This window comes from Legionella shakespearei DSM 23087, assembly GCF_000373765.1.
In the GTDB taxonomy this organism is placed as follows: domain Bacteria; phylum Pseudomonadota; class Gammaproteobacteria; order Legionellales; family Legionellaceae; genus Legionella; species Legionella shakespearei.
Genome location: NZ_KB892409.1, coordinates 1 through 21,759, shown reverse-complemented (window position 1 = coordinate 21,759; position 21,759 = coordinate 1). Strand labels below are relative to the sequence as shown.

Here is a 21,759-nt window from a genome sequence, read left to right as displayed (position 1 = left end):
TACCAATATAATTAGTGTATAATTTCATAATGCCTCGAATTTGATTGTTTAGGATTGTAAGCGGACGTACTTTAAGGAGTCCAATCAACTATTCAAACGTTTCGAGAGCAGGGCCAGAGTACCTTGATCTCCGCGGTTGCTAAACCAATCCTTCGACGGTCGCTCACGCCCGCGCTCTTTACTCTTGAAGTAAAGAGCTACTCTCTTATCCGACATTATATAAAATTTTAAACTTACAATCCTTCGCGCAAAAAGACGCGCTCAGGACGACGTGGAAATGTTCAGAAAAATTAGTTTCGCAACCGGGCCACAGCTCACACCCTTGCCACAAAAACAGGTTCTGGATGGGGAAGTGGCTGGGTAGTCATATTGGGTTTGAAAAAAAGTGACTGGTGAATTAACCGGCTGCAATATTTTCTATATCCTTTTGATTCGGAAATATTTTTTTGAAATGGGCTCAAATCAGGCAATTGGGTTTCTGAACCGGAATTCAACAAGGTAATAAAATCTTCATCTGTTTCCTTCTCATATAAACCACCCAATTCTGCCCATAATTTCTGGCGCGATAATTCTTTGATCTTTTCCCATATAGGCTGAATATTATCTTTCATATTGGCAAGTAATTGCATGAACTGCTGACATTCCGCCGCGGTTCTGGGACGGCCGAGACCATTCAGATAATCCATGGCTATCTGACTGACAATTTTATTTTTTCTGGTGTTCAAGGCTACGGTTAAGGCATCTTCCAAGGGAACAAACTTGTCCTTTTGCTGATCATAAACGGTGATTTTGCCCGTTTCAAATTCATAGAGCCAACCATGGATAGACACTTCATTTTTAGCTAATTTGCTGACAATGACGGGATAGGTTTTTAAATGTTGGACCTGTTGGACAATATTCAATTGAGTGGCGCAGGTTAATTTGGATGCCCAGCCATTTGCTTCGTCCAGATGCAATTCATTCATTTTTTTTAAAACAGGCTGGGAATGACTTAACCAGGATGCAACCGTTGGTAATTGTTTTTCTATATCTGGAGTTAATAAACCATTCATAGCACCGCATTGGGAATGGCCGCAAATAATAATGTCTTTTATATTAAAAGTACTCAAAGCATATTCAATGGCCGCAGATTCACTGGATGATGAGGGAAAAGGCGGAACTATGTTGCCTATATTTCGCGTAACAAATAATTGACCTGGCAAACTATGAGTAATAAGAAGCGGATCAACCCGTGAATCAGCGCAGGTAATAAAAAGTGTTTCAGGATGCTGGCCATTGCTGAGTTGTTCAAAAAGATTCTGCAAGCCTTTAAAATCCTTGCGCTTAAATTCAAGTACCCCAAGCATCAGTTTTATTAACATCGGGTTCGCCTCTTTATTGTCTGGTTCGTAAAGCGTCGGAATTGTAAACTTAAATTGCAAAATTGTAAATTTTGATGTTTTTAATTTATTTTGGCACGTTCTGATCCCAGTGCCGGAAGGCAGTGCTGGGACGCTGGAGTCTGCTTAATGCGAGCTAAGAATCATGTAACCTGAATAATTTCAGTTAAAGGTGGCAAGACGGCTGGTGCGTAATTCATCAACAAGATTTCATGGATAACCGTGCTGTCCCCGGGTTGGGTGATGGATAATAAAGTTCCTGTAATACCTCCTGCATTAATGAAGCTGGCATGAACTTGATTTTCCAAAGGAGCGGCACCCCCATTAAATATATCGTTAGAAAACAGCAACTTGTCACCATTGTTCACATTAAAGTCAGTAATTACGTCTCGTTCTACCTGTTGCCCATTCACTGAATCCGCATCAAACTCATAAGTATTCACACCGCCATTGCCGGTCATGACATCATTACCCATACCGCCGTAAAAGGTATTATTTACATTTTCGGTACCTACTAATAAATCAGACGCTGCAGAACCTGCGATGTGGGAGCTGTTGCCTTGTTCAAACACATACAAAGCATCTATATCTTCGTTTGAACTGAGGTGTAACAGGCCATTGTTTAATAATTCTCCCAAGGTTAAATCACCATATAGCGAGTTGACATAATCCAGCACGGTATCGGCTGCGGTGCCATTATCCAGACCGTGATCTGCACCATCAAAATACATGCTGAATTGCCAGTGTCCCTGACTGTCCTGAGCCAGGCGATAGATATTATTTCCTATTAATCCTAAATCAGGTGAGAGGGCATCATTCAACAAATCAGCAACCAGAGTGGTATTTAATACCGGAGTGAGAATAGTGTCTACGCGAGTGCCAAGGGAGTTAATGAGGTCTGAAGTACTGGTCTCAAGATTCAGATTGAGAGCAGCTAATGCCTGATTATCAAGAAATGCCGTATTCAGATTTAAGTTCAAATGCAATTCCGGATTAAGTTCCTGAGCAAAGGAAACAAGGTAATTACCATTATTCAGCATGTGTAAAGCATCAATTTTTACATCATATAGCGATAAATCAATTGTGGTACCCACTGCTAATTGCGCATTTAAGGAGTTAATGAGTTGATTGATACCTGTTGTCACTCCATCTGCAACATCAGCAAGCCCGTCAAGGGTGCTGTTAACATAAGCAATGGTACTATTGACTGCATCTCTGGCTGAAGTGACATTGACACCTTGCAGGGATAAAGTGAGGACATTATTGTTGATACTGGTCAAAAGAGAGCTTAAATTGGCACTGATAGAATCGACAGTAGCCCCCAGATTGGTGACTAAACCCACATTAAGAGAATTTACTAAATTATCTACTGTGGTGAGTAAGTTTCCTACCAGGCTTAATAAGCCGCCTAACAAACCACCTATCACCCCGCTGGGTTGCAGAGCGGTGTCTATAGCTTGCAATTGGGTATGTAATACTTCCATAGTATCAGAAACCCGGTCAGCCAGCGCATCGGTCAAATCGCCGAAATGACCATTTATTTGAGTACTGATATCTGCACTAAGGCTGGTTTCTATGGTTAATTGGGCGCCGATATCCTGAATACCCAGAGTGGAACCATCGAGTACCATCTGATAGGTATGGGTTAGCGGATTAAACATAATAATATCCTGATTGTCTACCACTCCTGTTCCTGGCAGGCTGGCATCAGAATCTACAGTCATCAGAATGTTACCGCTGTTTATCGAGGTTGAAGGGAAGACAAAAATGGATTCAATTGCTGAACCATCAGGTAAGCCATTGGCTGAGCCATCAAAGCTTATACTGAATTGTTGTCCGTTCCATGAAATAATGTCATTGGGATGAGCTACTGTGCTACCTGGCAACGTGGCCAAAGCACCAAGAACAAACAGGACATTACCGTTTTCAAGTACATGAATACCTGTAATGTTATTATTGCTGATGCTGCCATTGGTTATCGCTGCAAGATTGAATGAATCATAAAAGGTTCCATTATTGAGTTGCACTACTGCCTGTCCGTTATAAGAGCCTCCTAACTGAGACTCGTTACCGCCGCCTGCAGTGCTGTACATCATTGTATTTTGGCGAAGATCACTTCGATCCAATGAAAAACCATTCACATCTTCTATCAGATTATCAGACACATTACCCAAAGGTCCGCTACTGGAACCAAGGCCATAATTACTGCCATCAAGGAACAGGTTCAAGGTTGATTTATCCCAGGGACTGGAGGCGTTGGCGCGGCTAATAGTGTAGATATTTTCTCCTCTGAAGGTTAAAGGATATAAAGGATCCAAGGGGTTGGTAATGATTCCAGCCAGCAAATCAATCAATTCAACATTCAGGATAGAAGAAACAGAAAAGTACATGGTATTACCGACTACATCTATAGCATCGATATCAAAATAGCGGGTTACCTGACCATTGCCCAGCAAAGCATCAATTGCATCTCTCAGAGCTGTACCGACATTCAGGTTGGCCAAATCAATCAATGCATTTTCCAGTAATTCATTGTCCCATCCCAGAGCGGCTGCGCTGAAAAAGACATTGAACGTACTCATATCCCAGTCACCGTTAACCTTTTGAATACTGTATACATCACCGCCATCTCCCAGAACCCCATCCATCACATCCAGTTCAAGAAGTTCGCCCAAATCCACGCCAATCAAATTGGATAATGAGAAATACATGGTGCCATTTTGCAGGTCGCCAGCATAAGCCAGACCATCGATGATGAATTCCTGACCCCCAAACAGATTCAGCAGACTGTCATCAAGGTAGGCCTCAGTACTGCCATCAAAAAAGAGAGTATAAGTGTAGTAACCACCAGGTTGCCTGGTAGCGAGAACAACGTCTTCATTATCAAAGGAAATGGCAGTAAAGGTTCCAGTGTCTGGATCATATGAAGGCAAAACACCACCGCCAGTGGTACTGAATAACAGGTTACCACCACCCATATCATGAAAATCACCCAGATTATATCCCAACAGTGCCAACTGCGTTGAGACTGGCAGCAAACCAAACAAGGCAGAAGGAGGAACGTCTTGATAACTGATCATTTGTTCACTGCCATTAAAGACCATTTTATAATTGTAATTACTGGCGCTGCCTTCATCGGTAAGCTGTACAATATCTGTATTATGGAAGACACCTTGTTGCGACAAGATGAGGGCCAGTGCATCCTCAGTAGTGCCACCTTGCAAAATACCTCCGGGACCTATTAATGCACTGATTAATCCAGGCAAATCACCCTGAATGGGATTGAGCGTACTCAAGCCATAAGCACCTTCAAAATTGGGTACGACAGAGGTGCCGACTGTAGAGAGCAGGACGGATTGACCAGAGCCTTCAAAGAAGGGTAATACATTGACATTCACTGTAGCTGTTTCTGTGACGCCACCGGACGTGACCGTGTAAGTGAAACTGGTGTTACCGGTATAATTTGCTGCGGGAGTAAAGCTCAAGGTACCATTTGCATTCAATATGACTGAGCCATTGGCTACCACAACACTGCCGCCAACAGTAATTGCTGTGCCATTAATGGCGGTGATGTGATGTCCGGGATTTTCAAAACTGTCATTGGCATTTACGTTAATATTCACCTGGGTGTTTTGATTGGTCATAGCCGAATCATTGGCAATATCCACAACAGGGGTTACGGTAATGGTGACTGTATCATTGTCCGTTACCTGACCATCGCTGGTTACTATACTCAATGCATCAGCGCCATTGTAGTCGGCGATGCTGGTGTAGGTTAATCCAGCAAGAGCTGCGTTGATCTGCGCCGCGTTGCCGGTTATCGTAACTGTAGCGCTACCGTTGTTGCTGATAAGGGCACCACCACCTGTGCTCACAGTCAAAGTACCGTGCATGACACTGAGTGTGGTGGTTAAAGTGTCTCCATCTACGTCACCGACGCTGAAACCGCTGATAGCTAGTGGTGTGTCTTCCAGAGTATTTTGATTGCCGGGTATGGTGTTGACTGGTGTATCGTTAATAGGATTAACGGTGACATTGACGGTTGCCGTTTCAGTCGTTCCGCCTGACGTGACGGTATAGGTAAAGCTGGTGCTGCCATTGTAATTGGTTGTTGGAACAAAGTTTAAGGTACCGTTTGCATTTAAGGTGACAGTGCCATTTGCCACTACCACAGGATTACCCACAATAACGCCGGTGCCATTAATTGCGGTAATGGTGTGGCCTGGATTTTCAAAACTGTCATTGGCATTGACGTCAATGGTAACCGGGGTATCTTCATTAGTACTGGCAGAGTCATTGGCAATGTCGACTACTGGTGTTACAGTGATATTGATGGTGTCGGTATCGATTAACGTACCGTCACTTGTAATGATGGTCAGAACATCAGAACCATTATAATCAGCGGTGTTGATGTAAATTAATCCTACCAGAGCAGCATTAATCTGTGCTGCTGTACCGGACAAAGTGACCGAGCTGGTACCGTTATTGCCAATGATTGCGCCACCGCCTGAGGTGATATTCAGGACGCCGTTAGTGACGCCGATGGTTGTTGTTAACGTGTCTCCATCCGCATCTGCAACGCTGATGCCACTGATAACGAGTTGTGTGTCTTCAAGGATAGTCTGGTTACCGGGCACTGAATTCACAGGAGCATCATTGATCGGATTCACGGTAACCGTTACTGTTGCAGTTTCAGTCACCCCGCCAGAAGTTACAGTGTAAGTAAAGTGAGTATCACCATTAAAATTGGCTGTGGGAATGAAGTTTAATGAACCGTCAGCATTTAAAAAGACCGTACCATTAGCCACTATAACGCTGCCATTAACGATAATCGCTGTACCATTAATAGCCGAGATGGTGTGGCCAGGATTTTCAAAAGAATCATTATCATTCACATGAATGAGGACCGACGTGTCTTCATTGGTGCTTATAGTGTCGTTAGCAATATCGACTACTGGAGTGATGGTGATGTTAATTGAATCAGTATCGCTTAGTATGCCGTCATCAGTAAAAATGGTCAGCATGTCTGTACCATTGTAATCTGCAGTGCTTGAGTACGTCAGTCCCGCCAAAGCATTATTAATCAGTGCCACTGGGCCTGATAAAGTAATAGTATTGCTACCATTGCCATTTATAGTGAGACCGGGAACGGTCGTTACATTCAGACTGCCGTTTAATACGGTTAATGTGGTGGTTAAATCAGGACCATTCGCACCGTTGACACTTACTCCAGTTATCGGGACAGGAACGTCTTCCAATGTGGTTTGTGGGCCAGGTATGGTATTGACGGGTGGAAACAACTCTGAAACGGTAACGTTGACGGTAGCAGTTTCTGTGACTCCACCTGACGTGACTGTATAGGTAAAGCTTATAGTGTCAAAATAGCCAGGGTTTGGTGCAAAATTCAGGGTGCCGTCAGCATTTAAGGTGACAGTGCCATTTTCCACTACCACAGTATCACCCACAGCAATGCTTGTGCCATCGATTGCGGTAATGGTGTGGCCAGGATTTTCAAAACTGTCATTGGCATTCACATTAATAGTCACAGGAGTGTTTTCGGTAGTGCTGGCTACATCGTTAGCAATATCGACAACGGGGGTTACGGTAATATTAATGGTGTCTGTATCAGTAATTGTACCGTCATCAGTGACTACAGAGAGTACGTCAGGACCATTATAATCGGCAGTATTAGTATAAATTAATCCCACCAGAGCGGCATTAATTTGTGCCGCAGTACCCGTTAAAGTCACTGTATCAGTTCCATTAGTGCCTATGGTAGCTCCGGTGCCTAAGGTCACATTCAGAGTACCATGGGTCACACTGATGATAGTGGTTAAAATATCTCCGTCCACATCCGCAACACTGATGCCATTAATAATGAGTTGGGTGTCTTCAAGGGTAGTTTGAGCGCCAGGTACAGTATTAGCAGGGGTATCATTGATCGGATTTACAGTAACGTTGACAGTGGCTGTTTCAGTGGTTCCGCCTGAGGTGACAGTATAAGTAAAGCTGGTATTGCCATTGTAATTAGCCGTTGGGGCAAAGTTTAAAGTGCCATCTGCGTTTAAAGTGACTTGACCATTGGCGACAGTAACGGTTTCACCATTGGCAATCATTGTACCGTTAATTGCAGTGATAGCGTGTCCTGGATTTTCAAAACTGTCGTTAGCATTAACGTCAATGATGACAGGTACTTCCTCATCCGTAGTGGCTGTGTCATTGGTGATATCAACCACTGGGATTACGCTAATATTAATCGAGTCATTGTCGATCAATGAACCATCACTGGTTACTATACTGAGTGTGTCTGGACCATTGTAATCAGCAATGTTGTCATAAGCTAATCCTGCCAAAGCATCATTAATTTGAGCTGCTGTGCCACTTAAAGTCACCGTGTTGGTGCCATTATTGCTGATCACAGCCCCACCGCTGATTGAGGCAATTGTCAGTACACCATGTAATACACTGATAGTGGTTGTCAAAGAGGTACTGTCTACGTCTGCAACACTGATACCATTAATGATAAGCTGAGTGTCCTCAGGGGTAGTTTGAGCACCGGGCACAGTATTGGTGGGGGTATCATTGATTGAGTTTACAGTAACATTGACGGTAGCAGTTTCTGTAGTGCCACCTGAGGTGACGGTATAAGTAAAGCTGGTATTACCATTGTAATTGACTGTAGGGGTAAAGTTTAAAGTGCCATCTGCATTTAAGGTGACCTCACCATTAGCGACAGTAACGGTTTCACCATTGGCAATCGCTGTGCCGTTAATTGCAGTGATAGCGTGCCCTGGATTTTCAAAACTGTCGTTAGCATTAACGTTTATGGTAATAGGAGTATCTTCATTTGTATTAGTCGTATCGTCTGCAATATCAACTACGGGAGTTACAGTAATATTAATGGTATCCGTATCATTTAATGTTCCGTCACTGGTGACTATAGTGAGGACATCAGCACCATGGTAGTCGGCAGTATTGGTATAGATTAATCCAGCCAGTGCATTGTTAATCTGTGCAGCAGTACCTGTCATGGTGACAGTATTCGTTCCATTGTTGCCTATAGTTGCGCCACCACCTGTTGCGACATTCAGAATTCCATTCGTAACACTGAGAGTAGTAGTTAAAATGTCTCCGTCAACATCTGCAACACTGATGATACCAATATTAAGTGGAGTGTCTTCCAGAGTAGTTTGGTTACCAGGTAAGGTATTGGTTGGCGTGTCATTAACAGGATTAATGGTGACATTGACAGTCGCTGTTTCTGTAGTGCCGCCAGAAGTGACGGTATAGGTGAACGTGGTATTACCGTTGTAATTGGCCGTTGGGGTAAAGTTTAACGTGCCGTTTGCATTAAGGGTTACGGTACCGTTAGCGACCGCTACGGTTTCACCGACAGCAATGGCTGTAGCGTTGATTGCAGTGATGGTGTGACCTGGGTTCTCAAAAGTGTCATTGGCATTTACGTCTATATTAACAGGCGTATCTTCATTGCTAATGGCGGTGTCATCTGCGATATCAATTACAGGTGCTACCTCAATGTTAATGATGTCCGTATCTGTTATTGTACCGTCATTGGTCACCATGGTGAGCACATCAGGACCGTTATAATCAGCTGTATTAGTGTAAATTAAACCAGCCAAAGCATCGTTAATTTGTGCTGCAGTACCCGTCAGGGTGACGGTATTCGTTCCATTATTATCTATGGTCGCGCCGCCACCGGGTGTTGCGTTCAGAGTACCATTAGCTACGCTTATGATGGTTGTTAAAATGTCTTCATCAACATCTGCAACACTAATACCAGTAATGATGAGAGGAGTATCTTCTGAAGTCGTTTGATCTCCTGGCACCGTATTAACTGGTGCGTCATTAACAGGATTCACGGTGACATTGACGGTTGCTGTTTCTGTCGTGCCGCCGGATGAGACAGTATAAGTAAAGCTGGTGCTGCCGTTGTAATTTGCTGTTGGGGTAAAACTTAACGTGCCATCTGCATTTAAAGTTACGGTGCCATGGGCAACGGTGACAGGATTTCCAATGGCAATGGCTGTATCGTTAATGGCTGTGATGTGGTGATTCGGATTTTCGAAGCTGTCATTGTCATTGACGTCTATGATGGTGGAATTGTCTTCATCGACATTGACTGTATCATTTGCAATATCCTGAACGGGAGTAATACTGATGTTTACTGTCTGAGTGTTGGTTTGAGCCCCATCTTCGGTTATTACATCCAGTCTGTCTGGACCATTGTAATCTGCAACAGGGGTATAAATTAAATCAGCCAGAGTTACGTTGATTTGCTCCCGAGTCCCCGTTAATACCACAGTCTCTGTTCCATTACCGCTAATGTTTGCACCGCTGTTTGTCGATACAGTCAACGTTCCGTGTTGCACGGTTATTGTAGTCGTTACGCTACTGCCTGTGGTTGCGTTGATGGTAATATCGTTGATAGATCTTGCGTTGTCTTCAGCAGTGATTTGATTATTGGGAAATGACGAATTATTAATATCGGGCAAATTGATTGGCTGAATAAAATTAGTTGGCAAATCACTATTTTTCTCATAAAGCCATACCTGTTGAGAGTAAGCTGACTGTATGTGAGGCGTATAGCCAGTCATAAACCCGCTTGTTACCTGACCAAACCCATAAGTGGGATCAACCGTTACGATAAAGGTGCCTTCATCATCCAGGGGAGCCGTTTTATCATAGTGAACAGTCAGCAAAGTATTCAACAGAGGAATGTTCAGGTCCCTGAGCTGCAAGTTCAATATGCTGTCAGCAGATAAAAGTGGCACTTCTTCTGAATATACAGCGGCTGATTCTTTGATCTTAAGAAATTTATTCGCAAGGAGAAGTGGTGGTTGCAGGGCGGAAAGTTGAAGTAATCCATTTCCGTGAAAGTTATAACTCACGTTTAAGTTTTTCATAATACATCCCTATACCATACAAGCTATCGAAATAATTATGGTTATAGCAACTTCTTATTATCTATGATTATGATGCCTGAAGCACATTTTTTATGCTTACATAATTAATCATATACAGCTCAAAAGCGGATCTTTTTTGATCAATAAAATTCCTATATGTATTATTATATGTCAATCAATTTGGATATTTCCAATAAATTGCTAACTATTTTTTAAGTCAATACTATGGTACAAACCATCCAGAGACTCTCGTAATGATTGTCTTTGAGACAGTTTGTTGATAACTGTTTGATTAAAATCAGTAATCAGCAGGACATTCTTTTTGATTAAGATCTCAATCAAGTCTTCAATAACGCGGACAAATTCAAGATCCATTTTGATCATCAGCATGTGATCGAATTTTCTGGATTTTTTCAGAAAGGCCATGATGTCAGGATCAGTGATATTAATTTTTTCAATAGTGAGAGCGGAACCAAGGATGGTTTTCAATTCTTTAATTTTTGCAGTATTGCGGGTTCCCTTTTTCATTATATTATCTTTTTGATCAATTAGTGTCCTTACCAATTATTATAGTGTATTTTTTGTACTTTAAATATCTCTGGAATGAAATGGAGTTGCTGGTATACACTTATTTGAATATAAATTCTTAAATGGAGCGTATCATGAAACAAGTTGCTGGAATGTTGGCTTTAATGGTTTTAAGTCCTTTCGCTTTAGCTGGGGATGTTGTGCCTCAACTGGTTCTTGATAAAGTTGTATTTCAGGTTTCAGCCAAAGAGTGGGTTACCACGCAAACTGCGTTACTTAATGTAACCATCAATGTGACTTTAAATAATGCGGATTTGGTCAGAGCGCGTGCTGACATTATGAATAGCCTGAATAAAGTAGCGAAAGGGGACTGGCATTTGCTGCAGTTCGATCGCTCTCAGGACAGTTCTGGCCTTGAAAAGCTTTATGTGCAGGCTCAGGCACGAGTTGATCAGGGGGCTTTGACTGATATTTATCAAAACGCCAAATCAGTGAGCATGCCAGGTGCGAATTATGAAATAAGCGGTGTGGAATTTAAGCCCAGCCTTGAAGAAACGCAACTGGTTAAAGCCAAGGTGCGAGAAAAATTATATCAACAGGTGAATGATGAACTGGCTCGTATGAACAAGGCTTATCCTTCACAACATTACAGTGTGAGCAACCTGGTTTTTGTTGAGGGTGATAATGTAGTTCAACCAAGGGCTTATGAAGCAAAACAAATGAATGCTATGGTTATGGCCGCAGCGCCTGCTCCATTAACCGTCAGTAATGAGTTAGTGATGACAGCAATGGTTGAAGCGGCATCTAATCGTCAAGAGGGGAATTAATTTGTTCGTTGTAGATAAAGTTATTGGACACAGGGGCGCATCTGCTTATGCCCCTGAAAATACGCTCGCCGCTTTTGATAAAGCTTTTTCTCTGGGCTGCCGTGTCATAGAATTTGATGTCATGTGTACTGCAGATGGTGAACCGTTTATTATTCATGATGACAGTTTAAAAAGAACTACCAATGGCAAAGGGGAGGTAGGGCAGGTTGATGCTGCTTATTTACAAAGTCTCGATGCAGGCTCCTGGTTTTCCAGGCAGTTCAAAGGAGAAAAAATTCCTCATTTTAAAGAAGCGTTAAAATGGTTATCATTTTCCGATATGCAGGCTAATATTGAAATCAAGCCTTATCCTGGTACAGTAGAACAAACCACCGTGGCAGTGTTAAGCCACATACACCGCTATTGGCCGCAAGGAAAGGAATTACCATTAGTCTCCAGTTTTGAGCTGGAAGCCTTGCTCTTGTGCCGCAGCATTGCGCCAGAAATGCCTTTGGGTTTGTTATTGCATGAATGGGATAATAACTGGCTGCAAAAAGCGAAGCAACTGGAGTGTTATTCAGTGCATTTTAATCGCAAAATTTTAACCGCAGAACGAGTAAAAGAAGTTAAAGCTCAAGGTTACTTCGTTTGCTCTTATACAGTAAACCGCAAACGCCTGGCCAATAAATTATTGAGTTGGGGTGTTGATGCCGTCTTTAGTGATTATCCAGATCTATTACTATGAAAAAACTGATTCCTTTCCTGTTCGCAATTTTAAGTTCCTGTCTGGCCCATGCCCAACCGGTTGAGTTGGTTTTTTGGCACGGTATGGCGGGGCATTTGGGTGATGAAGTCAGATTACTGGCTGAAGACTTTAATAAGAGCCAAAATGAATACCGGGTGAAACCTGTCTATAAAGGGGATTATATAGAAACCCTGACCAGTTTTGCTGCGGCATTCAGAGCGCATCAACCACCGGCAATCGTGCAGATTTTCGAGGTGGGCACGGCAATCATGATATCACCCAAGGGGGTAATCAAGCCGGTTGATGAATTACTCAGTGAACAGGGTTTGACTTTGCCGCAGGAAGATTTCATTCAGTCAGTGCGGGAGTTTTACAGCAGGGACGGGCAATTAATGGCTATGCCCTTTAATCTTTCAGCCCCTGTTTTGTATTACAACGCCGATATTCTGGCCAAAATTGGCTACACCAGCAGCAATTTCCCACGCACCTGGGGGGAAATGGAGATCTTGGCTGAACAGGTTAAGAAGGCTGGTTATAAGTGCACTTATACTACGGCTTACCCTGGATGGGTCCTGTTTGAATCTTTTCTGGCGATTCATGGTTTAACCATTACTGAAGCAAACCCGGTGCGTGCTGCTTTTGATACCCCACAACTGGCTCATCATTTCCAACGCCTGAAACGCTGGCAGGAATTACATTATTTTCGCTATGGGGGCAGGGTAGATGATGCCACCATTTTATTTACCAGCAGTGTCTGTCCTTTATTCAGCCAATCTTCAGGGGCTTACAACAGTTTATCCGCTCTGGTTCCCTTTCGTTTAGGGGTAGCTACCATGCCTTTAGATACAGAGGTAAGTAAGGAGCGGCATGCTAATGTTGCTGGTGGGGCAGCGTTATGGGCTGTTGCGGGTCAAAGTAACGAGCACTATAAAGGCATAGCCCGTTTCTTTGCATTTATTGCCCGTCCCGAAGTACAAAAGCGCTGGCATGAGTCTACAGGCTATTTACCTATTGGTTTAAAAGGGCGTTATGAATTTATTGTCCAGTCCAGCCGCCATCCAGCTTTACTGCTGGCTCGTTCTGATTTGGAAGATAATCTTAATAGCAAACCATTGAAACATTTGGGTCCGCAAAATCAAATACGCGGCATTAATGATGAAGTGTTGGAAGCGATGTTTGCCGGTTTGATTGGTGCGGATGAGGCTTTGCATGAAGCAGCCATGCGCTCTAATCATATTCTGTTACGTTTCGCCAGAAATACTCAGGAAGTGGGCAAGAAAGGATAAGGTAATGGTCATTCGATGGTCAAAAATTATATTGGTTGCTGCTATAGCTTTTCACTGTCTGTTGGTTGTCTTTGGTAACATTACCGATTACTACAGCAATCATGATTTGGTAGAGCGCGCCTTATCAATGAAAGAGGTTTTTCCTGAGGCGACCATTACGTACAGGGCAATTAGTAATCCGATTTTGCATCATGCCGCTTATCTCACCATCATCAGTTTTGAGATGCTTACCGCGCTTTTTTGCCTGTTCGGCGCCTGGCAACTCTTCAGAGTCAGGAGTGCGGCTCCTCCAATCTTTAATCATGCAAAAAAATGGTCTGTTGTCGGTCTGACTCTGGGCATCATAACCTGGCAAGTGCTGTTCCGATCGGTCGGTGGTGAGTGGTTTGGTATGTGGATGTCGGCAGTACTTAACAGCGCATTAGCGTCTGCCTTTCATATTTCAATCATGCTTTTAGCAATGCTTATCTATGTGACTGTCAAGGATGATTAGCAGACATGGGGTGCAGGACGACGTAGGACGTAGTAGTCCGGTCTGCTTGCAGCCGGGATCGAAGTGGCAATGAACCCATCTCCGTATTACATTTACCCCGGTTGCGAGCAACCGGGCTACAAGGGGGCCAGGAAGTGATTTAAATCAGGTCTCTGATCCAACCGATATTGATAAACCACATAAAAAGCCATCACGTTTTTCAGGTAATTTCTTGTTTCTTGCCAGGGCAGGGTTTCTATCCAGACATCAATTTCTTTTGGCGGATGATTCTTTAACCAGTAAACCACTTGTCTTGGTCCTGCATTATACGCAGCTGCCACCAAAACCGGGTGATTGCTGAAGCGTTTGGTCAGTTGCTGTAAATAAGCGGTACCTATATTAATATTTTTTTGCGACAGGAATAGTTCTCTCTGATTAGAGTATGGGATGCGGCTCATTTTAGAAACGACACTGGCCGTCATCGGCATGATTTGCATTAAACCTAATGCTCCGGCTGAAGAGATAACATCTTCACGGAATCCACTTTCCTGACGGATAATGGCATAGACAAATTCAGGTTCTACAGCATATTGCTTGGCATAGGTTTTCACTGTGTCTTTATAAGCCAAAGGAAAACGTAAGGTCAATTGATTGTTCAGCGTTTCATTATTGCTTAAATAAACAGATTTGCCGTGCCATTGCAGTTCGCTATCTACCCAGTAAATCAGAGCACTGGCCTCGTCTTTAGGCAACTCACTGATAAAATCATTAAGCAGCCGTGATGCCTGGGTGCTTTCTTTGGCATGATACAGAGTCCGTATTTGCTCGATAATCGGTTGGTAGGGCTTTAATGCACTGAAACTGGTGGTCGGTTTTTCATTTTCAAAGCTAGGCTTTTTCTTTAAACGAATACTGGCAAGAAAACCATAATACTGCCTGCTTTTTGCCAAGGGCTCATAAATAGCCTCCGCCTCTGCTTTTTTTCCTTGCTCTTCCAACGAACGGGCCAACCAATACTGCCAGCATGGGCTGTCTTTATTTTGGGAGTGATTGATTAATTTTGAAACCTGCTCCCAATTTTGATTTTTAAGGGCAAAACGGATCTGCCAATCAACAAGAATGTCATTATAATATTGCGGTTCTATTTGATTAAACCATGTCTGGGCATCGTCATGATTCCTCATGGCTTTATATAAAGTGACATGAGCGAGAAAGGCTTGTTTTTGTGATTCATTTAACAGGTTTTTATTTTTTACCTGATTCCAGACCAGCAACGCCTTATCCATATTGATGGAAACCAGACGTTTCAAACCATACAGTGCCAGATAGCCATTGATTTCACTGGGGGGAAGGGCACTCAGGCTGGTGGGGTTCTGGTAAACCAGGTTTATGTTTTCTATCTCCTGCAGATGTGCTTCTTTGTCTTTATATTGCTTTAATAAATACCTGGCTAACTGTACATTTCTTTTATCTAAAGCCAGGGCTATACGTTCAGTAATCAGTTTTTGGTCGAAGTCATCGCTTTTTAGTAATAAATCAAATAAAGTATTACAGGCTTGGGGACGGGATTCACCGGTTAACCAAATAGGTGTTGCGTCTTTTACAGCTTCCTTTTCCAGTCCAAGGTTAAATTTGGCTATTTGCGCATAACAGGCAAGATTAATGTCATTAGTTGGTTGGTAATAGGTATTATAATTGGTCCAATCTTTAATTCGGGCTAATTCATACAACCATTTATCCCGTAGTTTATTGGAAAGATAAGTGTTTCCTTTAACAAACTCAAAAAATTCGGGTGGAGGATTGATGGGAAGATTCTGATACCATAAGGTAAAGGTATTAAACCTGTCCATATACGCTTGCCCCGATAAGGCAAAAGCCGTCAGAGACCAGCAAAGCCCACACAGCACTAATAGTTTTTTCATCATTTCTCCAGGGCCCGTCTGAAGCAGGAGGCCAGCATACTCAATCGATCTTGTTTGTTTGGCGTTCATACCATCGTCAGCATTCCCGGTTGCAAGCAACCGGGCTACGAGTCCATTTATGATGTGTAGCCCGGTTGCTTGCAACCGGGAATGCTGGCCAATTGTTCGCGCATTTTAGCAATAGTCTCGCCGTAATCTGTGCTATTGAATATAGCAGATCCTGCTACAAACTGGTTAGCTCCTGCACGTGCCAATTCAGCAATATTTGTTGCGGTAACCCCACCATCAACGCAGATATCCAGTTGCGGATAGAGTTGGCGTATCTGGGTAATTTTGTTGATGACTTCAGGGATGAGCTTTTGGCCGCCAAATCCGGGATTGACTGTCATGACTAAAACAAAACTTAAGTTATGAGCGCACCAGGTCATACAATCAAGCGGTGTTGCCGGGTTTAAAACCAGTCCAGCCTCACGGCCCAGATTTTTGATTAATTGCAGGCTTCTGTCTAAATGAACGGTTGCATCAGGATGAATGCTTATCCGTTTGGCTCCTGCCCTGGCGAAGGATTCTATAAGGGCATCTACAGGAGTTGTCATCAAATGAACATCTATTGGCAGATGTGGAAAGCGCTTGATTAGTGCCTCACAAAATGCAGGGCCAAAGGTCAGGTTAGGTACATAATGATTATCCATAACATCAAAATGAATGTAATCGGCACCTGCTTTCATCACTGCATCCACTTCGTCACCAAGTCGGGTCATGTCAGCTGAAAGCAGCGAAGGTAATATCTGATAAATCATGATGTTAATCATATGTAGAGTAGAGTTGATATATCATATGCTGTCTATGAAAAACATTCCATTGGAATCAGATGAAAGAGTAGTGAAATGGTCTAAATTTGATCTTACTATTGAGTATTTGCTCATTTTATGGCATAATACAGGCTGTTTTCTACTCTTGTAATTTGATAAATTACCCCCATGTTGTGGAAAATATACTGACCGAACTCATGTTTTTTTAGGGAGTGCTTTATGAGTCAAAATTGGCCAACCAGAGATGAAGATCTGAAAACTGCTCGAGTAATTATGGAAGAATACGCTAATGATCGCGAAAGTGATTCATTAGGCTTATTTGAAATAGTGGTGGATCAGGCAGAAAAGAGAATGAATTATCGCTTATCCGGTTGGGTAGTTATATTGGCCAAGCATTTTTCTTCATTGTATGGCGCAAGCCAGGGTGATTATGTCACAAGACGTGTAATCAGCCGTTGTATTGTACAGGGACAAACCCTCCATTAAAATTTTCGTAAGGGTTTAGCCTGTCAGCACTGCCATTAAGTTAAGCGCTACTCCGCCGTCCCACGGCTTGTCCGCGGGACGGCGGAGCTCCCTACCAGGGGGATCTCCTCTGATCTATTACAATGTTCAGAACTCTTCCAGATAGCGGTTGTACGCATTAGTAAATTCTTTGGAGCTTTGAAATTTTAACAGCGCCTGATTTATTTGCTGTAATAAAGCCTTTTCTGCTGGGTTAACCGCTATACCAAAACCGTAACCATACATATAGGGTTGACCAATTACTCTAAAACTTCCTGATGAATTCGCTTCCCAATAAAGCGCAGTGGGATTATCAAGCAGAACATAATCAATCTTTCCATCCCTTAACGCTTCCAGCAACTCTTCGTCCCGAGGATAATAAGAAATAACAGGATCTTTAATTCCCATATCCCTGATTTGATCAACGAAAATAGTCCCTCTTTCAATACCGATACGCTTTCCTTTCAGTAAATCGAGACTGAATTTTTGATGAGACTCTGCATTGTGATTAGCCAGAAAGCGAGAATAACTCAAGAGATAAGGAATGGAAAAATCTACTATTTGTGAACGCTCTGAGGTGATAGTGATAGAGCTTGTTGCTACATCTATTTGTTTGTTTGCAACGGCTGTAAGCAGCTCCTCAAATTTCATGACGCGATATTGGCAGGTGCGATTGATGGTTTCACAGACATAATTCATCATATCGATATCAAAACCGTAAATTTCCTTATTTGCTCCCTGCATTACGAAAGGTGGGGAAAAGCTTTCAATACCCACATTTAACGGGGGACCCGCAGCTCTTAAAGGAGATAAAAAAATAAAGAGCACGATTAACATTCTGCAAATAAAATTCATTTTAGCCTTCACTAAATTATTAATGAGTGTATGAATAGAGTATAGTGATATTGTGGCCGTTCGTCATTGCCTTGAAGGAATTTTGTGTGATTTGTATTACGCCCCGTTAATCCGGGCTAAGGACCACTGCCATTAAGTTCCGCCGTCCCGCGGCTTGTCCGCGGGATCCAGGCTCGGAGTATCGCTTAACTAAAATGGCAGATTCGTAGCCCGTATTAGCGAAGCGTAATACGGGATCAGATTGATTGCGAACCCGTATTACGCTTCGCTAATACGGGCTACGGCTTGTGTCGATTTTCAGTTGTAATTTTATTTAAGCATAAGTAGTCTTTAGTTATTATTAAATCAAGCCGAATAAACCATGACAGCAAAAACTGTAATACCCGAGTTACTCTCTTCAAAACTATGGTTTATTGAAAAGCATTTGTCTGCCCTGGAGCACCCATTAAAGGCTAGTGTAGAAAAACTGTTATTGGTCAGTGACTACGCATGCAAACACATTGAGTTATTAAATGCTTTGTTAAACCAGGATCAATGTACACGCTTATTAAGCAGGGAAGAATATTTTGAGGCAATTCGAGCCTTAAATCAGGATGCCCCCCAGAACCTGTTTATGCGCGATTTACGCCAGTTTCGCCACCATCATTTTTTACGATTATTGCTTTTGGAAGCAGCCAATTTGGCCAACACGGAAGAGGTGATGCGCTCATGGTCTGATTGCGCTGACGCGATTATCCTGCATACTGCTCATTACTGCTTGCGTGTGGTATCCGAACGGTACGGCACTCCAAGGGATGAAGAGGGAAATGAAGTTAGCCTGTTTACTCTGGCCATGGGAAAACTGGGGGGACGAGAGCTTAATTATTCCTCGGATATCGATTTAATCTTTGCTTTCGGTACGGCGGGGACTACCGATGGTAAGGAAGAAATAGCGAATCAGCAGTATTTTAGCAAGGTAGTACAGCTCTTTGTGCAAATCGTACAGAATATAACAGAACATGGCTTTGCCCATCGTGTTGATTTAAGGCTACGTCCCAATGGTGATAGTGGTCCTCTGGTTTCAAGCCTTGCTGCCATGGAAACGTATTATCAGGAGCAAGGGCGGGATTGGGAACGTTATGCTATGGTTAAAGCTCGTGTGGTTTCTGAATCTTTAGAGCAGGCCTTTCCCTGGTTTCAACGTTTGATTCTCCCCTTTGTGTACCGCAGGTATGTTGATTTTAGCGTCATAGAATCATTACGCAGTATGAAAGCCATGATCGAACGTGAAGTGCTGTTGAATCCGCGTCTGGATGATATTAAACGCGGTCAGGGGGGAATCAGGGAAGTCGAGTTCATCATTCAGAATTTTCAGCTCATCCGCGGCGGCAGGTTGCCTCAGCTCCAGCAACAAAATGCAATGGCTGCTCTGACTGTTTTGAAACAGGAAAAACTGCTGCCCCGCAGTGATGCTTTAAAGCAGGCTTATTATTATTTACGCCGTTTGGAAAACGCTTTACAGAGTCTCAATGATCAGCAAACCCATTCATTACCTGAAGATCCGGTGAAACAAATGCAAATCACCTTGTCCATGGGGTATTCAGAATGGGAGCAGTTGATTCATCGACTGCAACAATACCAGCGTATTATCAGCCATTCCTTTCATTCGGTATTGGCCAAGGTAGATGATTATGAAGATGAAAAAAGGCTTTTGGCTAATCAGCTATCCATTCTGTGGCAAGGCCATGTAGAACCAGGCATGGCTGTTAATTTATTGGCGAGCCTGGGATTTGAAAATGCAGATCATTGTTATCAAATGATTCACGCCTTCAGGCATGGGCCACGTTGCAGGCGCTTACCTCAAGGGGCGCGTATGCGTCTCGATCGTTTTATGGTGATGTTACTTACCGAATTAACCCATTGTAAGCAAACGGATGAAATGTTACTGCAGGTCATCCATCTTCTTGAAAATATTGTTGGCCGTAGCGCCTATCTTGCTTTATTAACAGAGAATCCGCAGGCCGCTCGGGAATTATTGTTTTGGTTTGCTAACAGTCCTTTTATTACGTCTTTGTTAGTGAGTCAGCCTTTTTTGTTGGAAGTTTTGCTGGATCAGGAACAAGGCTGGCGTCCCACTGCCATTAAGTTAAGCGCTACTCCGCCGTCCCGCGGCTTGTCCGCGGGATCCAGGGAATTCCTTAACTTAATGGCAGTGGGCTGGCGCCCCTGCACACGTCCTCAACTGGAAAAACTTATCAATGAAAAATTGTCTCATAGTGATGATGTGGAACAACAGGCTGAAATTCTCCGCCAGTTCAAACTGACTCATTGGCTAATGGCCGCCCGAGCAGAGCTTTATGGTTATTGCAGTTCAGTACGTATAGGTCAGTTTTTAGCAGATGTGGCTGAGGTTATTGTCAGTCAGGTATTCACTATTGCCTGTCAGCAGTTGTATGTGCGTCATCCGGAAATTGCCAAGATCAAATCTTCCTTCGCCATAGTAGCCTATGGAAAATTAGGCAGTCGCGAGATGAATTATTCATCTGATTTGGATTTGGTTTTTTTACACACGGCAAAACCTTCGGAAGAAGCATTGGTCACTCGTTTAACACAAAAAATACTGCATATGCTGACGACACGCACCCAGGCCGGAATTTTATACAGTGTAGATACTCGTCTGCGTCCCTCTGGAGCGGCTGGATTATTGGTAAGCCATGTCGATGCTTTTGTCGATTACCAGCAAAATCAAGCCTGGACCTGGGAGCATCAGGCTTTATTGAGGGCACGGATTTTAGTTGGAAACGCAAGGATAAAGCATGATTTTCAGCAAATGAAAAAATCCATAATGCTATTGCCTAGAGATAAATCTGCCTTGCAGCATGATGTGTTGAGCATGCGTGCAAAAATAAATCAGTACCAGGAGGCTGATTCAATAAAGCATGAGCCGGGGGGATTACTCGATTTGGAGTTTTTGTTGCAGTTTTTGGTCTTGAACCAGCGAGAGGTTTCTTTTGCCCGGTATACACATACTTTAAGCCAATTACAGCAGCTAAATCTGGCTGGAGTTTTAACCAAAGAACAATTTATCACCTTGAAAAAAGCTTATGAAAAATACCATTATTTATTGCACCAGAAAGTACTGCGTCCGAAATCGGTAGATGTAAAAGAAATAAAGGAAGGGGTATTGGCTGTTTGTCATGCGATTTACGGCTGACACCTAATACGGGCTACAGACTGTGAATCCTGGCAGGGTGTGTAGCCCGGTCTGCTTGCAGCCGGGATCATGCACAACCCAACCCCAAAATTCAGCGAGTGTAGCCCGTATTAGGCGCCAGCCGTAATACGGGATCGAAGTGGCAATGAACTCATCCCGTATTACGGCTACGCCTAATACGGGCTACAGACTGTGAATCCTGGCAGGGTGTGTAGCCCGGTCTGCTTGCAGCCGGGATCATGCACAACCCAACCCCAAAATTCAGAGAGTGTAGCCCGTATTAGGCGCCAGCCGTAATACGGGATCGAAGTGGCAATGAACTCATCCCGTATT

Annotated in this window: 12 protein-coding genes; 6 read left to right on the top strand and 6 right to left on the bottom strand. The window is 43.2% G+C overall.

Features of this window, described 5'->3' with window-relative positions:
- Window positions 1-314 precede the first annotated feature (314 nt).
- From B094_RS0110455 to B094_RS16050, 3 genes are all read right to left on the bottom strand, one after another.
- Window positions 315-1,361, bottom strand: coding sequence for a carbonic anhydrase (locus B094_RS0110455; RefSeq protein WP_018577757.1), 1,047 nt, complete (start codon window positions 1,359-1,361; stop codon window positions 315-317).
- Window positions 1,362-1,522: 161 nt separating this feature from the next.
- A complete protein-coding gene (locus tag B094_RS0110450) occupies window positions 1,523-10,303 on the bottom strand; it encodes a beta strand repeat-containing protein (protein ID WP_018577756.1) in 8,781 nt (2,926 codons plus the stop codon).
- Window positions 10,304-10,504: 201 nt separating this feature from the next.
- Window positions 10,505-10,831 (bottom strand): hypothetical protein, encoded by a 327-nt coding sequence (locus tag B094_RS16050; protein ID WP_018577755.1) that lies wholly within the window; start codon window positions 10,829-10,831, stop codon window positions 10,505-10,507.
- Window positions 10,832-10,965: 134 nt separating this feature from the next.
- Here B094_RS16050 and B094_RS0110440 point away from each other — a divergent pair, with 134 nt between their 5' ends.
- From B094_RS0110440 to B094_RS0110425, 4 genes are read left to right on the top strand one after another with little or no spacing between them, the layout of a single operon-like run.
- Entirely contained in the window at window positions 10,966-11,658 is a 693-nt protein-coding gene (locus B094_RS0110440; protein ID WP_018577754.1) for a hypothetical protein, read from the top strand.
- 1 nt (window position 11,659) lies between these two features.
- Complete coding sequence (gene ugpQ, locus B094_RS0110435; protein WP_018577753.1) at window positions 11,660-12,382, top strand: glycerophosphodiester phosphodiesterase; 723 nt, start codon at window positions 11,660-11,662, stop codon at window positions 12,380-12,382.
- Window positions 12,379-13,668, top strand: a complete 1,290-nt coding sequence (locus tag B094_RS0110430) for an extracellular solute-binding protein (RefSeq protein WP_018577752.1) — start codon at window positions 12,379-12,381, stop codon at window positions 13,666-13,668. The genes ugpQ and B094_RS0110430 overlap by 4 nt, the downstream gene beginning before the upstream one ends.
- 4 nt (window positions 13,669-13,672) lie before the next feature.
- The gene (locus B094_RS0110425; RefSeq protein WP_018577751.1) at window positions 13,673-14,161 is read left to right on the top strand and encodes a DUF2165 family protein; all 489 of its coding nucleotides are present in this window, start codon (window positions 13,673-13,675) and stop codon (window positions 14,159-14,161) included.
- A 116-nt stretch (window positions 14,162-14,277) separates the two neighbouring features.
- Here B094_RS0110425 and B094_RS0110420 read toward each other — a convergent pair whose 3' ends face one another.
- Both B094_RS0110420 and rpe read right to left on the bottom strand, forming a co-directional pair.
- Window positions 14,278-16,062: a transglycosylase SLT domain-containing protein gene (locus B094_RS0110420; RefSeq protein ID WP_018577750.1), complete on the bottom strand. Its 1,785-nt coding sequence runs from the start codon at window positions 16,060-16,062 to the stop codon at window positions 14,278-14,280.
- A 116-nt stretch (window positions 16,063-16,178) separates the two neighbouring features.
- Window positions 16,179-16,862 carry a ribulose-phosphate 3-epimerase gene (gene rpe, locus B094_RS0110415; protein WP_018577749.1) on the bottom strand — a complete coding sequence of 228 codons (684 nt, stop codon included), beginning with the start codon at window positions 16,860-16,862 and terminating at the stop codon, window positions 16,179-16,181.
- Between the two features lie 231 nt (window positions 16,863-17,093).
- Between rpe and B094_RS0110410 the strand changes: the two genes are divergently transcribed.
- Window positions 17,094-17,360 (top strand): hypothetical protein, encoded by a 267-nt coding sequence (locus tag B094_RS0110410; RefSeq protein WP_018577748.1) that lies wholly within the window; start codon window positions 17,094-17,096, stop codon window positions 17,358-17,360.
- 126 nt (window positions 17,361-17,486) lie between these two features.
- Here B094_RS0110410 and B094_RS0110405 read toward each other — a convergent pair whose 3' ends face one another.
- Window positions 17,487-18,233: a transporter substrate-binding domain-containing protein gene (locus B094_RS0110405; protein WP_018577747.1), complete on the bottom strand. Its 747-nt coding sequence runs from the start codon at window positions 18,231-18,233 to the stop codon at window positions 17,487-17,489.
- A 361-nt stretch (window positions 18,234-18,594) separates the two neighbouring features.
- Between B094_RS0110405 and glnE the strand changes: the two genes are divergently transcribed.
- The gene (gene glnE / locus B094_RS0110400) at window positions 18,595-21,426 is read left to right on the top strand and encodes a bifunctional [glutamate--ammonia ligase]-adenylyl-L-tyrosine phosphorylase/[glutamate--ammonia-ligase] adenylyltransferase (protein ID WP_018577746.1); all 2,832 of its coding nucleotides are present in this window, start codon (window positions 18,595-18,597) and stop codon (window positions 21,424-21,426) included.
- Window positions 21,427-21,759 lie beyond the last annotated feature (333 nt).